The sequence below is a fragment of the uncultured Lutibacter sp. genome, assembly GCF_947493565.1.
Lineage (GTDB): Bacteria > Bacteroidota > Bacteroidia > Flavobacteriales > Flavobacteriaceae > Lutibacter > Lutibacter aestuarii.
Map to the genome: position 1 here is coordinate 101349 of NZ_CANLRG010000003.1, position 19025 is coordinate 120373.

General features: G+C 29.2%; 19 protein-coding genes. 17 read left to right on the forward strand and 2 right to left on the reverse strand.

The genetic code is table 11. The annotated features are described in order from the left end of the window. Positions 1-40 precede the first annotated feature (40 nt). From Q0714_RS04145 to Q0714_RS04155, 3 genes are read left to right on the forward strand one after another with little or no spacing between them, the layout of a single operon-like run. Complete coding sequence (locus tag Q0714_RS04145) at positions 41-583, forward strand: RNA polymerase sigma factor (protein WP_298263044.1); 543 nt, start codon at positions 41-43, stop codon at positions 581-583. Positions 584-617: 34 nt separating this feature from the next. Next, entirely contained in the window at positions 618-1142 is a 525-nt protein-coding gene (locus Q0714_RS04150) for a hypothetical protein (protein ID WP_298263045.1), read from the forward strand. A gap of 10 nt (positions 1143-1152) precedes the next feature. Continuing rightward, positions 1153-1626 carry a hypothetical protein gene (locus tag Q0714_RS04155; protein WP_298263046.1) on the forward strand — a complete coding sequence of 158 codons (474 nt, stop codon included), beginning with the start codon at positions 1153-1155 and terminating at the stop codon, positions 1624-1626. A 16-nt stretch (positions 1627-1642) separates the two neighbouring features. On the opposite strand, the gene Q0714_RS04160 is transcribed toward Q0714_RS04155, so the two are convergent. Continuing rightward, complete coding sequence (locus tag Q0714_RS04160; protein ID WP_298263047.1) at positions 1643-3268, reverse strand: ABC-F family ATP-binding cassette domain-containing protein; 1626 nt, start codon at positions 3266-3268, stop codon at positions 1643-1645. Between the two features lie 165 nt (positions 3269-3433). Here Q0714_RS04160 and Q0714_RS04165 point away from each other — a divergent pair, with 165 nt between their 5' ends. Beyond that, positions 3434-4822 carry a hypothetical protein gene (locus Q0714_RS04165; RefSeq protein WP_298263048.1) on the forward strand — a complete coding sequence of 463 codons (1389 nt, stop codon included), beginning with the start codon at positions 3434-3436 and terminating at the stop codon, positions 4820-4822. 91 nt (positions 4823-4913) lie between these two features. After that, entirely contained in the window at positions 4914-6713 is a 1800-nt protein-coding gene (locus tag Q0714_RS04170) for a DEAD/DEAH box helicase (protein WP_298263049.1), read from the forward strand. 43 nt (positions 6714-6756) lie between these two features. On the opposite strand, the gene rocD is transcribed toward Q0714_RS04170, so the two are convergent. Next, positions 6757-7992, reverse strand: a complete 1236-nt coding sequence (gene rocD, locus Q0714_RS04175) for an ornithine--oxo-acid transaminase (RefSeq protein ID WP_298263050.1) — start codon at positions 7990-7992, stop codon at positions 6757-6759. Between the two features lie 239 nt (positions 7993-8231). On the opposite strand from rocD, the gene Q0714_RS04180 reads away from it, so the two are divergent. The 12 genes from Q0714_RS04180 to Q0714_RS04235 all read left to right on the forward strand — a co-directional run bounded on the left by Q0714_RS04180 (position 8232) and on the right by Q0714_RS04235 (position 19010). Further along, entirely contained in the window at positions 8232-8660 is a 429-nt protein-coding gene (locus Q0714_RS04180) for a c-type cytochrome (RefSeq protein ID WP_298263051.1), read from the forward strand. 74 nt (positions 8661-8734) lie between these two features. Further along, on the forward strand, positions 8735-10150 hold the full coding sequence (gene rlmD / locus Q0714_RS04185; RefSeq protein ID WP_298263052.1) for a 23S rRNA (uracil(1939)-C(5))-methyltransferase RlmD: 1416 nt from the start codon (positions 8735-8737) through the stop codon (positions 10148-10150). Between the two features lie 47 nt (positions 10151-10197). Then, on the forward strand, positions 10198-10650 hold the full coding sequence (locus Q0714_RS04190; RefSeq protein ID WP_298263053.1) for a DUF6452 family protein: 453 nt from the start codon (positions 10198-10200) through the stop codon (positions 10648-10650). Beyond that, positions 10616-11308: a DUF6048 family protein gene (locus tag Q0714_RS04195; protein WP_298263054.1), complete on the forward strand. Its 693-nt coding sequence runs from the start codon at positions 10616-10618 to the stop codon at positions 11306-11308. The genes Q0714_RS04190 and Q0714_RS04195 overlap by 35 nt, the downstream gene beginning before the upstream one ends. A gap of 40 nt (positions 11309-11348) precedes the next feature. Next, entirely contained in the window at positions 11349-12296 is a 948-nt protein-coding gene (locus Q0714_RS04200; RefSeq protein ID WP_298263055.1) for a 2-oxoglutarate and iron-dependent oxygenase domain-containing protein, read from the forward strand. After that, positions 12296-12466 (forward strand): hypothetical protein, encoded by a 171-nt coding sequence (locus Q0714_RS04205; RefSeq protein WP_298263056.1) that lies wholly within the window; start codon positions 12296-12298, stop codon positions 12464-12466. The genes Q0714_RS04200 and Q0714_RS04205 overlap by 1 nt, the downstream gene beginning before the upstream one ends. 40 nt (positions 12467-12506) lie before the next feature. Next, a complete protein-coding gene (locus Q0714_RS04210; protein ID WP_298263057.1) occupies positions 12507-12857 on the forward strand; it encodes a translation initiation factor in 351 nt (116 codons plus the stop codon). Positions 12858-12861: 4 nt separating this feature from the next. Beyond that, positions 12862-13734, forward strand: coding sequence for a nucleoside phosphorylase (locus Q0714_RS04215; protein WP_298263058.1), 873 nt, complete (start codon positions 12862-12864; stop codon positions 13732-13734). A 41-nt stretch (positions 13735-13775) separates the two neighbouring features. Further along, positions 13776-13934: a hypothetical protein gene (locus Q0714_RS04220; protein ID WP_298263059.1), complete on the forward strand. Its 159-nt coding sequence runs from the start codon at positions 13776-13778 to the stop codon at positions 13932-13934. A gap of 140 nt (positions 13935-14074) precedes the next feature. Then, positions 14075-17224: a S41 family peptidase gene (locus Q0714_RS04225; RefSeq protein ID WP_298263060.1), complete on the forward strand. Its 3150-nt coding sequence runs from the start codon at positions 14075-14077 to the stop codon at positions 17222-17224. 62 nt (positions 17225-17286) lie between these two features. Beyond that, positions 17287-18219, forward strand: coding sequence for a peptidylprolyl isomerase (locus Q0714_RS04230; protein ID WP_298263061.1), 933 nt, complete (start codon positions 17287-17289; stop codon positions 18217-18219). An 86-nt stretch (positions 18220-18305) separates the two neighbouring features. Continuing rightward, positions 18306-19010 carry a tetratricopeptide repeat protein gene (locus Q0714_RS04235; protein WP_298263062.1) on the forward strand — a complete coding sequence of 235 codons (705 nt, stop codon included), beginning with the start codon at positions 18306-18308 and terminating at the stop codon, positions 19008-19010. Positions 19011-19025: the final 15 nt, after the last annotated feature.

Consider the following 19025-nt stretch of genomic DNA (forward strand, 5'->3'; position numbering starts at 1 on the left):
CCTTTCCTAAATTTAATCGTCTAATAATAAATCTTTATTAGTGATAGACGATAAATTATTAATTGTACAATTAAAAAATCCAGAAACGCAAGAACAAGCTTTTCGAAATTTAATGTCATTTTACAAAAGGCAATTATATTGGCATATTCGTAAAATTGTACTTTCACATGAAGATGCAGATGATGTTCTTCAAAATACCTTTATTAAAGTTTATAAAAATATAAATTCATTTAAAGGAGATAGTAAATTGTATACTTGGATGTATAGAATAGCAACTAACGAAGCTATTACTTGCATCAATAAAAAAGCTGCACACCAAAATATAGATATCAGTGAATTACAATATAAAATGGCTGAAAATTTAAGTGATGATAATTTATATACAGGAGATGAAATACAGGTTTTATTACAAAAAGCAATTGTTAGCTTACCTCAAAAACAGCAATTAGTATTTAATATGAAATACTTTGATGAGTTGAAATATTCTGAAATGGCTGAAATTTTAAATACTTCCATAGGCGCCCTAAAAGCTTCCTACTTTCATGCGGTAAAAAAAATTGAAGCCTTTTTAAAAACACATTAAACTATACTCCATTTTTAGGGTCTAAAGTATAAGAATGAAAAAAGAAAAATTACATAGCATAGCACCAATTTTGAGTCACATCAAAAAAAAGAAAAATAATTTTAAAACTCCTAATGGCTATTTTAATACTATTGATGATGTTGTTATTACAAAATTAAAAGCAGCAACTACTCAACACAAAGATCAAGATCAAATTCCAAAAGATTATTTCGATTCTATTGAAGATACTGTTATCGCTAAAATCCAACACTTAAAAAATACTAAAAAATCTAAAAATACAGTATTCAAGTATAGCATCCCAATAGCTATTGCAGCATCAATACTTTTAATTTTTAATATTTTTAACAAAACTGAAGCATTAACTTTTGATTCTATTGCAACGGCTGAAATAGATGCTTGGATAAGCAATAATTTAAACGAAATACCTCCTGATCAAATAGCTACAATTTATTCAGACATTGAACTGGATTATGAGGATTTCAGTACTCAATTAACAGATGAAGAAGTGTTTGATTATATACAAAAAGAAGGTTTAGAAAACATATTAATTGAAGAGTAAAAATTTGAAAATGAGAAAAGTAACACTTTATATAGCACTGTTGTTTATTTCTATTTACACCGTAAATGCTCAACAACAAAAAGGACATAGAATTAAATTATTAAAAACCTCTTATATAACCAATGCTGTTAATTTAACACCTGAAGAAGCAGAAAAATTTTGGCCAATTTATAATTTATATTCCGAAAAAATACAAAATATAAAATTTTCCATGGAAAAAGGGCTACAACATCAAATAAATATAGCTGGCTCAATAGATAAATTAACAGAAACGCAAGCGCAAAATTATATTGACAAATTAATAAAAGAAGAAACCTCAATTTCAGAAACTAAAATAAAAATGTTTTATGAATTATCTAAAATCCTACCTCCAAAAAAAATATTAAAATTACAAAAAGCTGAAATAGACTTTAATAGGCGAATGTTACAAGAATACGGAAAAAGAAGAAGAATGCTAGGACAAGGAAATAAAAAAGGGAGTTAAAAAACTCCCTTTTATTTTATGAATACATCTTAGTTCGCAATTCTTTAATTTTAGGATCTTCCAAATACTCATCAAATGTTGTGTATCTATCTATAACTCCGTTTGGTGTAATTTCAATAATTCTATTAGCAACAGTATGTGCAAACTCGTGGTCATGAGTTGTAAATAAAACCGTTCCTTTAAAGTTCTTTAGCGAGTTATTAAATGCCTGAATTGATTCTAAATCTAAATGATTAGTTGGTTCATCTAACATTAATACATTTGCTCTCATCATCATCATTCTACTCATCATACATCTTACTTTTTCTCCTCCAGAAAGCACATTACATTTTTTTAATGCCTCTTCTCCACTAAAAATCATTTTACCCAAAAAGCCTCTTAAATATACTTCTTCTCTTTCTTCTTCAGTTTTTGCATATTGACGCAACCAGTCTACTAAATTTAAATTTGCATCTGTAAAAAACTCCGAGTTATCAAGTGGTAAATACGATTGAGTTGTAGTTACTCCCCATTGGAATTTACCCTTATCTGCTTTTATATGATTGTTCAATATTTCATAAAAAGCAGTTACTGCTCTAGAGTTTTTAGAAATCAATGCAACTTTATCACCTCTGTTTAAATTAAAGCTAATATCTTTAAATAAAACTTCTTCTTCCGTTGATTTTGATAAATGCTCAACATTCAAAATTTGATCACCAGCTTCTCTTTCTCTCTCAAAAATAATGGCTGGATATCTTCTGCTTGAAGGTTTAATTTCATCTACATTTAATTTTTCAATCATTTTTTTTCTACTAGTTGCTTGCTTAGACTTTGCAACGTTTGCTGAAAAACGACGAATAAACTCTTCCAATTCTTTCTTCTTATCTTCTGCTTTTTTACTTTGTTGAGCTCTTTGTTTAGCAGCCAACTGACTAGATTCGTACCAAAAAGTATAATTTCCAGAAAAATGATTGATTTTTCCAAAATCAATATCTGAAATATGTGTACACACAGCATCTAAAAAATGACGGTCATGTGATACAACAATAACGGTATTGTCATAATTAGCCAAAAAGTTTTCTAACCAACCAATAGTTTCAAAATCTAAGTCGTTTGTTGGCTCATCCATAATTAAGACATCCGGATTTCCAAACAACGCTTGTGCAAGTAAAACTCGTACTTTAGATTTTCCATCTAAATCACCCATTAGCGTATAGTGCAAATCTTCGTTAATTCCTAAAGATGATAATAAACTTGCCGCGTTGCTCTCCGCATTCCAACCTCCCATTTCTTCAAATTCTACACCTAGTTCTCCTGCTTTTATACCATCTTCTTCAGAAAAATCTTCTTTTGCATAAATGGCATCCATTTCATTTTTAAGGTCGAACAACTTTTTGTTTCCCATCATTACAGTATTTAAAACTGTATGTTCATCAAAGGCGTAATGATCTTGTGACAAAACAGACATTCTTTTTCCAGATTCTAATGTTACCTGACCAGATGTAGGATCCATTTGACCTGAAATAATTTTTAAAAAAGTAGATTTTCCTGCACCGTTGGCTCCAATAATACCATAACAATTTCCAATGGTAAATTTTGTATTTACATCGTCAAACAAAACACGCTTACCGAATTGTACTGATAAATTTGATACTGAAAGCATTATATTTAATTTTTTTAAATTCGCTGCAAAAGTAGTAAAATAGATTCAGTATAAAACAGGAAACCCAAAGTTAATTTTCTTAATAAATTCTACCTTTTTATATTTAACATCTCATTAACAAGTAAACAGTAAACTTGTATGTATTTTTGTGATAATTAATTTTAGATGAAAAACTTACTTAGCATTATAATTCTTACATTAATTATTAGTTGTACTACAACCAATAATAAATCAACTATTTATTTTGGCGGAGAAATCATTAATCCAAAAAATAAATTTGTATTGCTTTTAAAAGATGACAATGTAATAGACACTTTAATACTCAACAATCAAAACAGATATTTAGAGAAATTTAAATCTTTAAAGGAAGGACTTTATACATTTAAACATGGTAATGAATTTCAATACATTTATTTAGAGCCAGGTGATAGCATTTTAATAAGGCTAAATACTTGGGATTTTGATGAATCGTTAGTATTTACGGGTAAAGGTAGTAGTAAAAATGAGTTTTTGATTAATTTATTTCTTCAAAATGAAAAAGAAGAAAAAGCCATGTATAAATATTTTAATTTGACTGAAGCTGAATTTCAAACTAAAATAGATTCGCTTGCTAATGAAAGAGTTTCCATTTATAATGAATTTGCTGCAGCCGAAGAAAGTGTTTCTGAAGGCTTCAATCAACTTACAAATTCTGCAATTCATTTTCCTTTATATAGGTTAAAAGAAATGTACCCTTACTATTATAAAAAAATGAATAAGCTAACGAAATACCCTAAAGTTTCAGGTAGCTTTTATAATTATAGAAGCCAGATAAATTTAAATGAAGAAAATTTAGTTTCATTTTATCCATATCAAAATTACGTAGTAAGTTATTTATACAATTTGAGTGATGACTTAAAAGAAAAAGATCCTTCTAAAAATAATACCACTATTAATATTTTAAACTCAATTATTGAAAATATCAATAATGAAGATTTTAAAAATACGCTTTTAAAAAAGTTTGTTGTACAAAACTTTTTTGAAAGTGAAGTTCATTGTGATATTGACGAAGATGTTTTTAATTTATTTATTAAAAATTGTAGTAACCAAGAATTTAAAAATCAAGTTGAAAACTTAGTAAGCGATAGTAAAAAAGTTCCTATTCATCAACCTTTAACCAATTTTGAAGTAGTTACATACAATGGTAACGTTACAAAAATTAACAGCACTATCAATCAAAAAAATTCTGTACTCTATTTTTGGTCTACAGAATTTATGTCTCCTATTTATTTATTTAAAAGAATTCAATATTTAGAAAAAAAGTATCCAAATATCTTATTTGTAGGTATTAGTATAAATTCAGATATTGAAAACCTCGCAAATGATCCTTATTTAAAAAAGCTAGATACAAACAAGCAATTTAAACTTACTCCTAATAGTGATGCGCTTCAATTTTTAACAAGCAATTATCCACGTATGATGATTGTGAATAAAAATGGTGTTGTTGAAAATGGCTTTATCAATTTCAATGCAAGAAATCTTCATTCTGAATTGGAAAAATTAGAAAAAAATTAATATTTCTTACTTAAAGTTAAATATAAGTGTACCTTTGCACGTTTTTAACCGGTTTATAGATGGGCGTCTGTAAATCAATAACATATACAGAATGTCGACATTTAAAGAACTAGGGCTTAATAAAAATATTATTAAAGCCTTGACCGATTTAGGGTACGAAAATCCTACAGAAATTCAATTAAAAGCAATTCCTCAAGTACTTTCATCATCAGAAGATTTAAAAGCATTTGCACAAACAGGAACTGGAAAAACAGCTGCATTTAGCTTACCCATTTTAGAACAAATTGACGCTGAAAATAAAGACACCCAAGTTGTTATTTTATCACCAACAAGAGAGCTAGCTTTGCAAATAGCTAATAATATTGAAGAGTTTTCTAAGTACTTAGATGGTGTTAAAACATTAGCTGTTTATGGAGGTGCTAGCATTGAAGATCAAATAAAAAAACTAAAAAGAGGGGTGCAAATTGTTGTTGGTACTCCTGGTAGAACAGTTGATTTAATTAATAGAAAACAATTAAAACTTAACAATATTAAATGGCTTGTGTTAGATGAAGCTGATGAAATGTTAAATATGGGTTTTAAAGATGAATTAGACAAAGTTTTAGCTGTAACTCCAAAAGAAAAGCAAACCCTATTATTTTCTGCAACTTTTCCTCAAGAGGTTGAAAGAATTGCTAAAAATTACATGTACAAACCTGTAGAATTAAGTGCAGGAACTAAAAATAAGGGTTCCGATCAAGTTTCTCATCAATACTATGTAGTTTCTGAAAGAAACAGGTACGCTGCCTTGAAAAGAATTGCAGATGTTAACCCTGATATTTATAGCATCATTTTTTGTAGAACTAGAAGAGAAACTCAAGAAATAGCTGATAAATTAATAAAAGATGGCTACAACGCCGATGCACTTCACGGAGATTTATCTCAAGCTCAACGTGATAGTGTTATGGAAAAGTTTAGAAAAAAACACTTACAATTATTAGTGGCTACCGATGTTGCTGCAAGAGGTTTGGATGTTAATGACCTTACCCATGTTATCAACCATAAGTTACCAGACCAAATAGAATCTTACACGCACCGTAGTGGTAGAACTGGGCGTGCTGGCAAAGAAGGTATTTCTATTGCTATTGTAACTGGTAGAGAAAAAGGAAAACTACATCCAATTGAAAGAATTATTGGTAAAAAGTTTGTAAAAACTCCTGTTCCAACTGGGAAAGAAATTTGCCAAAATCAATTATTTAAATTAATTGATAAAGTTCACGATATTGAAATAAATGAAACAGAAATTAACGATTTTCTACCATCCATTTATGAAAAATTAGAAGGCTTAAACCGAGAAGAATTAATTAAAAGATTTGTTTCGTTAGAGTTCAATACATTTTTATCGTATTATGAAAATGCTCCTGATTTAAATGATAGTGAACACATGAGAGGTGTTGATAGCAGAGGAAAACGCAGAGATGATGAAAATATGAGTCGTTTCTTTATAAATATTGGACGTAAAGATCGTTTAAACCCAGCAAGACTTATTGGTTTAATTAACGATCAACAAATTGCCAAAAATATTGAAATTGGTCAAATTGAAATTTTAGATACTTTTTCATTTTTTGAATTAGATAAAAATTATCAAGATGAAACTATTAGTGCTTTTCAACAAAATGATGTTGAGTTTGAAGGAAGAAGCGTAAATGTGGAAAAAACAGAAAAAAAACGTTCTGGAAGAGGCGGTAAATCTAGAAATTCAAACGATAGTAGAAGCGGTGGTGGAAGAAGACGAAGTAAAGATCGTAAAGCTAATAATGAAGGAAATTTCAGTGGGTTTGGAAGAAAAAAACCTAGCTCAAATAAAAGTGCTTTTGGAGGTTCCAAATCATCCAGAAGAAGAAAAGGTTAAGATATAAAAAAAGCGGCTTTAATTTAAAGCCGCTTTTTTATGATTAAAATTCTGTAATTGTCTTTTTAATTATTTGAACACAGTCTAGTAATTGCTCTTCTGTCATTACTAACGGTGGTGCAAAACGAATAATATTTCCATGGGTAGGTTTTGCCAACAAACCATTATCTCGAAGTTTAATACAAATATCCCAAGCAGTTGAGCTATCTTCAGTATCATTAATAATTATGGCATTTAATAAACCTTTACCTCTAACTGATTTTATTAAATCTGTGCTAACAATAATTTTTTGCATTTCACTTCTAAAAAGTTTTCCAAGCTTCTCTGCATTATCGGCTAACTTTTCATTTTTCACCACTTCTAAAGCGGCAATTGCAACTGCACAAGCTAATGGATTACCTCCAAAAGTTGAGCCATGTTGACCAGGTTTAATTACCTCCATAATTTTATTGTTTGCAAAAACTGCTGATACAGGATAAACGCCACCACTTAAGGCTTTTCCTAAAATTAAAATATCCGGTGTCACACTTTCATGATTAACGGCTAACAATTGTCCAGTTCTAGCTACACCTGTTTGAACTTCATCAGCAATAAACAAAACCTGATACTTTTCACACAATGCTTTAGCTTTTGTTAAGTAACCTTCAGATGGCACATAAACACCAGCCTCACCTTGAATTGGTTCTACCAAAAATCCTGCAATATTTTTGTTGGATTGTAAGGCTTGCTCTAAAGCATCCAAATCATCGTATTCAACTTTTATAAAACCAGGAGTATATGGACCAAAGTTTTTGCGTGCACCTTCATCATTAGAAAAAGAAATAACTGTGGTAGTACGTCCATGAAAATTGTTTTTACATACAATAATTTCTGCTTTATTTTCTTCAACACCTCTTTTTTCATAGGCATATTTTCTACAAAGTTTAATTGCAGTTTCTACAGCTTCAGCTCCAGTATTCATTGGTAATACCTTATCAAATCCAAAATATTCAGTTACGTATTTTTCATATTTTCCTAATACATCATTGTAAAATGCTCTTGAAGTTAATGTTAAAGTGCTTGCTTGTTCTTTTAAAGCACTTATTATTTCAGGATGACAGTGACCTTGATTTACTGCAGAATATGCAGATAAAAAATCATAATATCTCTTTCCTTCAACATCCCAAACATACACGCCTTCTCCTCTACTTAAAACTACTGGTAATGGGTGGTAATTATGTGCACCATAGTTATCTTCTAAGTCAATTGCTTGTTGTGATGAAATTTTTTCTGAAATCATTTTAAAAATATAAGTTTAAATTGAAATTTATTAATTCCTTCTTTTCGGAGAGAAATCATCCTTTAATAAGTTGGCAAATTACAAAATATTTTACACATTTTTTTACTTTAAATAGCAGTTTTTAAAGCAAACTAATTGTAAAATAACAAAAAATTAATAAGAATAATAATGTTATTAAAATAGCCTAAGTATTCATTTTTTTTAGATAAATTTGTTTTATCAATAAATAAATTAAAAAAATGAAAAAATCATTATTAGTATTAGGGTTAATCGCATTGTTTGTAACAAGTTGCGGTGAAAAAAAGAAAGATGAAGTAAAAAAAGAAGTAGAAACTGAAGTAAAAGCAGCGGATAAAGAAGTGAAAGAAAAAATCAAATCTCCTGCTGATTATATTGCTTTAGGTGAGAAACTATTTACAGAAAAAACTTGTACTACTTGCCATCAACCAGATGCCAAAGTAATTGGACCTTCAATAAAAGACATCAACAAAGTATACTCCGAAAAAGGAGCTAATCTTGTTGCTTTTCTAAAAGGAGAATCTGAAGCTATTGTTGACACCGATCCAGGGCAAGTTGCTATTATGAAAGCTAATTTAGATGGCTTTGTAAAAGACTTAACTAGTGAAGAATTAGCAGCACTTGCAGCCTATATGGCAAGCATAAAATAAAAGCTAAAACACATTATTAAAAGCATCCTCAATATAAGGATGCTTTTTTTATGGTAAAATAGTACATTTGCAAAATGGCGAGAAAAAAGAAACAACAAATATTTGAAAACATCGAAGTTATTGATGCAGGTGCTAAAGGAAAAACCATAGCTAAAGCACCTGATGGTAGAGTAATTTTCTTAACTAATACCGTTCCTGGAGATATAGTTAATATAAAAACAGGAAGAAAAAGAAAAGCTTATTATGAAGGTACAGCTATAAAATACCACAAATACTCTGAAAAAAGAACCAAGCCAGTTTGTGAGCATTTTGAGCATTGTGGAGGTTGTAAATGGCAAAATATGGCATATGAACATCAATTAACCTATAAAGAAAATGAAGTTATAAATAATTTAAAACGCATAGGACATTTAAATTTACCTGAAATTACACCAATTTTAGGCTGTGAAAAAAACTATTTTTATAGAAACAAAATGGAGTTTTCATTTTCTAATAGCAGATGGTTAACTTTAGATGAAATTAATTCTAATAAAGAAATTGATAATAAAAATGCTTGTGGGTTTCATATTTCTGGAATGTGGGATAAAATTTTAGATATTAAAAAATGTCATCTTCAAGAAGATCCTTCCAATGCTATTAGAAATTTTATTAAAGAATTTGGAATCAAACACCAATTAGAATTTTTCAATCCAAGAGAACAATCTGGTTTGTTAAGAACTATGATGCTACGTATAGCATCTACTGGAGAAATTATGGTAGTTATTCAATTCTTTAAAGAAAATAAAATTAAACGTGAAGCTTTACTAAATGCTCTTTCTGAAACTTTTCCCCAAATTACTTCACTTCAATATGTAATTAATAGTAAAGGAAATGACACTTTATATGATCAGCACATAAAATTATTTAAAGGTAGAGATCATATTTTTGAAGAAATGGAAGGGCTAAAATTTAAAATTGGTCCAAAATCATTTTACCAAACAAATTCATCTCAAGCATACGAATTGTATAAAATTACACGTGATTTTGCTAATTTAACTGGGAATGAAACTGTTTACGATTTTTATACAGGTACTGGTACCATTGCTCAATTTGTTGCCAAAAACGCAAAAAAAGTAATCGGTGTTGAATCGGTTCCAGAAGCAATTGAAGATGCCAAACAAAATGCACAATTAAACAACATTAAAAACGTTGAGTTTTATGCAGGAGATATGAAAGATGTTTTTAACAATGAATTTATAAAAAAACATGGACAACCCGATGTAATTATAACTGATCCTCCAAGAGATGGTATGCATAAAAATGTTGTAGCTAAATTGTTAGAAATTTCAGCAAAAAGAATTGTTTATGTGAGCTGCAACTCTGCAACACAAGCAAGAGATTTAGCACTTATGAAAGAGCATTATAATATAATTAAAACACAAGCAGTTGATATGTTTCCACAAACCCATCATGTAGAAAATGTGGTACTACTTGAATTGAAAGGGTCTTAAAGATATTTAACTTTATAAACTGCCGAAAAACTGCCGATAAAATAATTATGAAAAAATATAGTACATTAATAATTTTAGCACTTATCTTAATGTTAAGTTGTGAAAAAGATGATATTTGTGTTGAAACAACAACTCCAAGGGTTATAATACTTTTTAATAATTTTGATGAGCCTGAAAATTCAAAAGAGCTGAGCTCATTAACATTTTGGGTGAATGAAAATGACAGCATTGTTTTAAACCAAACTATTGATTCCTTAGCTTTTCCTATTGATTTAACTCAAAATTCAACGCAATATATTTTTAAAACCAATAATATTAAAGATACCATTAACTTAGAATATAATAGAAAAGATATATTTGTTTCCAGATCTTGTGGTTACAAAACTATTTTTGAAGAAGTTCAAAATAAAAGCAATACTTTTAATTGGGTGAAAGATATCACTATTAATCAGACAACTATTGAAAATGAAACAGCTACGCATATTACCATTTTACATTAGTTTATTAACTACGTTCATTGTTTTTTCTCAACAAGAAAAAGATACCGTAAAAACAAAAGAAAGTTATGGAATTAGAGTTGGTATAGATATCAGCAAACCAATCACAACTTATTTTGAACCTGAAACAAAAGGAATTGAGCTAATTGGTGATATTCGGCTAAAAAGAAATATTTATGCAGCGGTAGAACTTGGTTTTGATGAAAAAACTACCGAAGAAGATTATCTAAATTTTACAACTAAAGGATCCTATTTAAAAATTGGAGCTAACTACAATGCCTATAAAAATTGGGCAGGCATGAATAATGAAATTTTTGTTGGTATAAGATATGGAATGAGCTTTTTTGAACAAACACTAAACAGCTATACTCCAAACGTAAAAGGAACTTACTTTATTCCAGATACAGTAAATCCAAATACAGAATTTAAAGATTTAACAGCACAATGGGTAGAGCTTATATTTGGTTTAAAAGTTGAAACTTTTAAAAACCTATATTTAGGAGCGAGTTTTAGTGTAAAAAAGATGATGAATACTAAGGAGCCTGAAAATTTTAAAAATTTATATGTTCCAGGTTTTAATCGGGTATTTTTAAATGATATGGGTGTCGGCTTTAATTACACCCTATCTTATCTAATTCCTATTGTAAAAAAGAAAAAATAAAATTTTCGTATTTTTATAACTCTAAAATACTTTACTTATTATGAAAAATATACCAAGTGTAGATTTATCAGATTTTTTATCTGAAAACCTTACAAGAAAGCAAAAGTTCATCAAAGAAATTGGTGAAGCCTATGAAGAAATTGGTTTTGTGGCACTTCGTGGTCATTTTTTATCAGATGAGTTAACTGAACAATTATATAAAGAAGTTAAAAACTTTTTTAATCTTCCTGAAGAAGTTAAAGAATCCTATGAAATTGATGGAATTGGCGGGCAAAGAGGGTACACTTCATTTGGTAAAGAAAGTGCTAAAGGTAAAAAAGAAGGAGATTTAAAAGAGTTTTGGCATTTTGGTCAAGAAGTTGTTGGAAACGACAAATTAAAAGTTCAATATCCAAAAAATGTAATAGTTAATGAAGTTCCTAACTTTAATAAAATTGGAATGGAAACCTATAAAATGCTTGAAAAAACAGCTATTTACGTTTTAAGAGCACTCGCATTATATATAGGTTTAGATGAGTATTATTTTGATAAATACGTAATAAATGGTAATAGCATTTTACGCCCAATACACTACCCTCCTATCATAGGAGAGCCTAAAGGTGCTGTAAGGGCTGCAGCTCATGGTGATATTAATTTAATTACACTTTTAATGGGGGCATCTGCATCTGGGTTAGAAGTACAAAATAAAAAAGGGGAATGGATTCCTGTAACGGCATTACCAGAGCAATTAGTTATTAATGTAGGTGATATGCTTGAAAGACTAACTAACAATAAGTTACGCTCCACCATACATAGAGTTGTTAATCCTCCTAGAGATGAGTGGGATAAACCACGCTATTCCATTCCATTTTTCACACACCCAATAAGTGAAATGTCTTTAAATTGTTTACCTGAGTGTATCAACGAAACACATCCAAAGGTATATGAAGATATCACAGCTGGTGAATTTTTAAATGAACGGTTACGTGAATTAGGTTTATTAAAATAATGACAAGTAAAGTAACATCTTTTTTAACTTTTGGTATTTTTTTAATCATCGTTGGAGCTATTTCAAAACTTTTGAAATGGTCTCAAGCAGATTTATTGATTGCTATCGGCTTAGTTTTTGAACTACTTGCTGCATTGCTATTTCTGTGGAAAAAATTAAAAAGAAACTAACAATTTTGTAAATTTAAACGTTGAAATTTCTTCAAAAAATATGAGTAAAAAAAAGTTAAACAGTTTAGAAGATTTAGGTGGATTTGTTTTTTCAACAAATGACAATTTCGAATTTGAAAAACAAGATGATCAAGAAACTTTAGCACCAAATAATCAGAATTTAGAAGCCCACTTTTCAAATAAAGGTCGAGGAGGAAAAACAGTAACAGTTATTACAGGGTTTATAGGTTCTGAAACTGATTTAAAAGCATTGGGTAAATTATTAAAAACCAAATGTGGAGTTGGTGGTAGTGTAAAAGATCAAGAAATAATTATACAAGGTAATTATAGAGATAAAATAATGGAAATCCTTAAAAAAGAAGGATATAATATAAAACGCGTTGGCGGTTAATTTTATGAACAAAATAGCAGCATCAGAATTAATTCTGAACCCCGATGGTAGTATTTACCACTTAAATTTAAGACCTGAAAACATCGCTTCAAACATCATATTTGTTGGAGATCAAAATAGAGTTCCAAAAGTTTCAAAACACTTCGATTCTATCGAATTTGAAACCCAAAAAAGAGAATTTCGAACAATTACAGGCACTTACAAAGGAAAAAGAATTTCAGTCATTTCAACTGGTATTGGCCCTGACAATATTGATATTGTAATGAATGAACTTGATGCTTTAGTAAATATTGATTTAGAAACTAGAACTGTAAAAAAAGAACATACCAAACTTCATATTGTGAGAATTGGAACTTCAGGTTCATTACAAAGTTATATTACTGTTGACAGTTTTGTTTTAGCCAAATATGGTTTGGGCTTTGATGGAATGCTTCATGCTTATGACTGCAAATCAATTTTAGAAACTGAATTAGAAGATGCCTTTATAGAACATACAGGTTATAGTCCTCGAAAATCAAGACCTTATATTGTAAAAAATAGCGACGTACTTGAAACTAAATTGTTAAGCGATAAAGTATTTTCTGGTGTAACAGCCACTGCAGGTGGTTTTTATGGCCCTCAAGGACGTGTATTGCGTTTAGCAATTCAAGATCCTAAATTAAATAGCAAAATTGACAATTTCGAATTTAATGGAATTAAAATTACTAATCTAGAAATGGAAACTTCTGCCATATATGGCTTAGCTAAATTATTAGGTCATGAGGCTTGTTCTATGAATGCCATTATTGCAAATAGAGCTAACGGAACCTTTAGTGAAGATCCTTACAAACCAATTGAAGAGCTTATTATATATACTTTAAATAAATTATGCTTATAAAATATTTTGTATTTTAGTGCGTTTAAATAAAAAGAATAAACATGAAAAAAAATATTCAATACTTCTTTTCGTTAATTATTATTTGTATTGCATTAAGTTCGTGTAAAGCAAGTAAAGGTTGTGGATTAACAAGTGATGTGCATAAAATAGAACACCATACCAGTTTACAAACTAACAATTTTAAAGCTGAAACTAAATAAATTTAACTCATATTTAATCATTTTAAAAATCGCCTAATGGCGATTTTTTTTTTAACAAAAAAATAAGATTAATCGCTGTTTAATATTTTAAATTTAAAATTTAAAAATACAATCAATATCAAACTCAAATTTATTCTTTTATGAAACTTTTTAAAACACTATTTACAGCTTTTTTAATAAGCGGTACTATAACTTCTTTTGCTCAGTCCAAAAATGCATATTTCACTTTAACTCCAACATTGACTCCCAATGCACAATCAATCATTTTTAGTTACGAAGGTGATTTATGGAAAGTAGCAACTGAAGGAGGTAATGCTTATAGGTTAACAGCTATGGACGGAGAGGAAACTAACCCGAGCGTTTCTCCAAATGGAAAATGGCTAGCTTTTTCAAGTAATCAATATGGAAATAATGACGTTTATATAATGCCTTTAGATGGAGGTGAAATTAAACAACTAACCTTTCATGAAAGCAATGACAATGTAACTTCTTGGAGCTGGGATAGTAAAAAAATATATTTTACTTCAGGTAGAGTAAATTCAGTTACAACTTATAGTGTAACTATAGATGGTACAACACCTACTCGATTGTTTGATCATTATTTTAATACCATTCATAATGTTGTTGAAGATCCAAATAGTGATGAAATTTACTTTAACGAATCTTGGGAAAGTGGAAGATTCGCACATAGAAAAAGATACAAAGGAGATTATAATCCAGATATCAAATCTTACAACCAAAAAACTAAAGAGTTTAAAAAATATACTACTTACAGAGGTAAAGATTTTGGTGCTACTTTTGATAGAAAAGGAACACTTTATTTTAAATCTGATGAAGCAAATGGAGAATACAACTTATACACTCTTCAAAATGGTATCAAAAAACAGTTAACCAAATTTTCAACTTCAATAATGTGGCCTAAAGTAAGTGCCAATGGTGAAAAAATTGTTTTTAGAAAAGATTATCAAATTCATGTATTTGATGTTGCAACTGGAAAAACTACAAAGCCATCTATTCATATTTTTCAAAACAATACTCTAAATAAAGAACAGTCTTATAATGTGAAAGGTGAAATTTCATATTTTGATATTTCTATGGATGAAAAAAAGATAGCTTTTGTTTCAAGAGGTAAACTATTTGTGTCAGATATTGAAGGAAAATTTATCAAAGAAATTGCCACAAATTTAAACGAAGCAGTACAAGAGGTTAAATGGTTGAAAAATAATAAAACCCTAGTATATTCTCAATCAACTCAAGGTTATTACAACTGGTTTACTATAAATGCAGATGACTCTTCTAAAGAAAAACAGTTGACCAATACAACAATGAATAACAGACAACTTACTTTAAATAGCGACCGAACTAAAGGTGTTTATTTAAGTGGACGAAATGAAATAAATTTAATAGATCTAGAAAATTTTAAAAGTACCGTAATTGTATATGATGAACTTTGGGGATTTTACAACGCTAACCCTTATTTTTCTCCTGACGATAAATACATTATTTACAATGCATTTAGAGATTTTGAAACCGATATTTTTGTTTATAATATAGCTTCAAAAACAAGTATAAATTTAACAAAAACCAAGGTTTCCGAAAGCAATCCAATTTGGTCTTCTGATGGAAAATATATTTACTTTGCTTCTGATAGATTACAACCAGGATATCCTTTTGGAACCAATAATTCAAAAATTTATAAAATGGCTTTAGATAAATATGAAGCTCCTTATAAAATTGAAAAATACAACTCCTTGTTTGAAGAAAAAAAGAAAGAAAAAAATGATGAAAAGAAAGACGATGATAAAATTGCTGATAAACCTATTGTAAATATAAATACCAATGGGTTAATGGAACGATTAGAAACAATTAGTCCTAATTTTGGTCAACAAGGTAATCCATCAGTAATTACAAAAGATGATGCCACATATATTATTTATGTATCTAACCATAGTGAAGGAAAATCACAATTATGGAAAACCACCATTGAACCTTTTAAAAGAAATAAAATAGAACAAGTTAGTGATAAAAGAATTCGAGGTTATCAACTTGTTTCTACCAAAAAAAATAATTACTTATTGTTAAATGGAACTATTAATACTTTAAATATAGCTTCAAACAAACTAAAAGAAATTAGTATTGATTTTAAATTTAACAAATCACTTTCTAAAGAATTTGTTCAAATGTATTATGAAGCTTGGGCGGGTATGGAAGAAAACTTTTACAATGAAAATTTCCACGGTCAAAATTGGCAAAAATTAAGAAATCAATATGCTTCTTATTTACCTTATGTTACAAGTAGAGCTCATCTTCGATTAATTTTTAATGATATGTTGGGAGAATTAAATACGTCTCATTTTGGATTTAATTCAAACGGAAAAGAAGAAAATATTTATTATGGAACGAGAACTATTGGAACAGGAATTATTTTTAATAATTACAACCCATATATTGTAGAGAGAATTGTAAAAGATGGACCAACTGATATTACGGGGAAAAACATCAAAAAAGGAGATCAATTAATTGCCGTTAATGGAGTTTTGGTAAATGAAAAAGATAACAGAGAACAATATTTTGCAGTTCCTTCATCTCAAAATGAATTAACACTTACACTTCAAAGAAATGGTGAAAAATTTAATATCAACCTTCACCCTTCATCTAACGGAACTATTCGAAATTTACTGTATGATGAGTGGCAAGATGCAAATCAAAACTATGTAAACTCCAAATCCAATAATAAAATAGCTTATGTACATATGAAAAATATGAGCGGAGGAGAGTTAATTAAGTTTAAAGAAGATTTAGTTAGCGATGAAGCATATAAAGATGGTTTAATAGTTGATCTACGTTATAATACTGGTGGTAATGTTCATGATGGAGTTTTACAATTTTTAAGTCAGAAAACTTACTTAAACTGGAAATACCGAGAAGGAAAATTAACTGGGCAATCCAATTTTAACTATGGAAATAAGCCTATCGTATTATTAATTAATGAACAATCACTTTCAGATGCTGAAATGACAGCGACAGGCTTTAAAGAATTGGGGTTAGGAACCATTGTTGGAACCGAAACGTACCGTTGGATTATTTTTACATCAGGAAAAGGATTGGTAGATGGTTCATATTATAGATTACCATCTTGGGGTTGTTATACTTTAGATGGAAAAAATCTCGAAACTAATGGTGTAAGCCCTGATATTTATGTTGAAGAAAGTTTTAAAGATCGTTTAGATGGTAAGCAACCACAATTAGATAAAGCTATAGAAATAATCTTAAAAGAATTGAATAAGTAACTCAATTACTTTTATTTAAAACGAAAGCATGTATCTTTGCACTGCTTAAAAAAAATAAGAAAATGGATAACGGATTATACGCAAAATTTAACACTTCAAAAGGTGAAATAATTGTAAATTTAGAATTTAAAAAAACACCTGGAACTGTAGGTAACTTTGTAGCCTTGGCTGAAGGAAACCTAGAAAACAATTCAAAACCACAAGGAACGCCTTATTATAATGGATTAAAATTTCATAGAGTTATTGCTGATTTTATGATTCAAGGTGGTTGTCCACTTGGCACTGGAACAGGATCTCCTGGCTACAGTTTTGATGATGAATTTCATCCAGAATTAAAACATGACAGCCCTGGAATTTTGTCAATGGCAAACTCAGGTCCAGCTTCTAATGGAAGTCAATTTTTTATCACTCATGTGGCAACTCCTTGGTTAGACAATAAACATACTGTTTTTGGAAAAGTTGTTGAAGGACAAGATGTGGTAGATTCAGTAGCTCAAAATGATTTAATGGAATCTGTTGAAATTATAAGAGTTGGTGAGGAAGCCGAACAATTTAATGCTGTAGAAGCTTTTAGAGTTTTTGAAGGTGCAAGAGCTAAAAGAGAAGAAGAAGCTAAAAAAGCAGCTAAAGAACAAATGGATAAGATTGCGGCTGGCTATGATGAAACACCGAGTGGGTTACGCTATAAAATTTTGCAAAAAGGAAGTGGTAAAAAAGCTGAAAAAGGAAATATGGTTTCAGTTCACTACAAAGGACAATTAATTGATGGACAAGTATTTGATTCTTCATATCAACGCAAACAACCTATTGATTTTACGATAGGTGTTGGACAAGTTATTCCTGGTTGGGATGAAGGGATACAACTGTTAAAAGTAGGTGACAAAGCTCGTTTAGTAATTCCTTCAAACTTAGCTTATGGAAGTCAAGGTGCAGGTGGAGTAATTCCTCCAGATGCTACATTAATTTTTGATGTTGAATTAATGAATGTAAAATAAATTTGTTACAAATACCTAAAAAAAATCGTCTAACTAATATTAGTTAGACGATTTTTTTATTTTTATATACCAAATTCAACTTTATTATGAGATTTAAATTTATTACTACTTTCGTATTGTTTTCATTATTTTTTAGCTGTACTACAAAAACTAACAGTCCTGAATTTATAAAAAAAGTTTCTGGACGTTATTTATACAATTCAGACGAAATTATAGAAGTTTATTTTAAAGAAACAGATTTATATTTAAAATGGCGAGGAGCTACTAATATTAAACCTTTAAAAGTTGATGATGAAACTTTTTTTGTAAAGGAAATGAATGAAAAAATTCAATTTAAATTTAATCAAGATAATCATAAACAATATTTAATTTTTGTACCTAAAGAAACCACTGATAGCATTCAGTTTAATTTTAGAAAGTTAAATGAAACTGAGAAAATTCCAAGCGAATATTTACTAACTAATCAATATGAAAAAGCTTTAGAGGCCTATAAAGCAATACAAGAAAAAGACTCTTTGGATAGTGCAATTAATGAAGGCGATTTAAATTCTTTAGGTTATAAAAATTTGCGAGCTGAAAAATTTGAAAATGCAATTAATATTTTTAAGATAAATGTAGTACTTCACCCTGAGAGTTCCAATGTTTATGATAGTCTTGGAGAGGCTTATATGAAGCATGGAGATACTATTGAAGCAATTGAAAATTACAAAAAGTCTTTAGCGTTAGATTCTGGTAATAATAGAGCTAAACGAATGATTAAAAAATTAGAAAAAAAAGAGGTTGATAACTAAATTAACCTCTTTTTA

Bases quoted from the DNA above. Each gene is read 5' to 3' on its own strand.
- Q0714_RS04150 (WP_298263045.1), top strand. From the start codon at position 618: ATGAAAAAAGAAAAATTACATAGCATAGCACCAATTTTGAGTCACATC.
- Q0714_RS04155 (WP_298263046.1), top strand. From the start codon at position 1,153: ATGAGAAAAGTAACACTTTATATAGCACTGTTGTTTATTTCTATTTAC.
- Q0714_RS04160 (WP_298263047.1), bottom strand. From the start codon at position 3,268: ATGCTTTCAGTATCAAATTTATCAGTACAATTCGGTAAGCGTGTTTTG.
- Q0714_RS04165 (WP_298263048.1), top strand. From the start codon at position 3,434: ATGAAAAACTTACTTAGCATTATAATTCTTACATTAATTATTAGTTGT.
- Q0714_RS04170 (WP_298263049.1), top strand. From the start codon at position 4,914: ATGTCGACATTTAAAGAACTAGGGCTTAATAAAAATATTATTAAAGCC.
- rocD (WP_298263050.1), bottom strand. From the start codon at position 7,992: ATGATTTCAGAAAAAATTTCATCACAACAAGCAATTGACTTAGAAGAT.
- Q0714_RS04180 (WP_298263051.1), top strand. From the start codon at position 8,232: ATGAAAAAATCATTATTAGTATTAGGGTTAATCGCATTGTTTGTAACA.
- rlmD (WP_298263052.1), top strand. From the start codon at position 8,735: ATGGCGAGAAAAAAGAAACAACAAATATTTGAAAACATCGAAGTTATT.
- Q0714_RS04190 (WP_298263053.1), top strand. From the start codon at position 10,198: ATGAAAAAATATAGTACATTAATAATTTTAGCACTTATCTTAATGTTA.
- Q0714_RS04195 (WP_298263054.1), top strand. From the start codon at position 10,616: ATGAAACAGCTACGCATATTACCATTTTACATTAGTTTATTAACTACG.
- Q0714_RS04200 (WP_298263055.1), top strand. From the start codon at position 11,349: ATGAAAAATATACCAAGTGTAGATTTATCAGATTTTTTATCTGAAAAC.
- Q0714_RS04205 (WP_298263056.1), top strand. From the start codon at position 12,296: ATGACAAGTAAAGTAACATCTTTTTTAACTTTTGGTATTTTTTTAATC.
- Q0714_RS04210 (WP_298263057.1), top strand. From the start codon at position 12,507: ATGAGTAAAAAAAAGTTAAACAGTTTAGAAGATTTAGGTGGATTTGTT.
- Q0714_RS04215 (WP_298263058.1), top strand. From the start codon at position 12,862: ATGAACAAAATAGCAGCATCAGAATTAATTCTGAACCCCGATGGTAGT.
- Q0714_RS04220 (WP_298263059.1), top strand. From the start codon at position 13,776: ATGAAAAAAAATATTCAATACTTCTTTTCGTTAATTATTATTTGTATT.
- Q0714_RS04225 (WP_298263060.1), top strand. From the start codon at position 14,075: ATGAAACTTTTTAAAACACTATTTACAGCTTTTTTAATAAGCGGTACT.
- Q0714_RS04230 (WP_298263061.1), top strand. From the start codon at position 17,287: ATGGATAACGGATTATACGCAAAATTTAACACTTCAAAAGGTGAAATA.
- Q0714_RS04235 (WP_298263062.1), top strand. From the start codon at position 18,306: ATGAGATTTAAATTTATTACTACTTTCGTATTGTTTTCATTATTTTTT.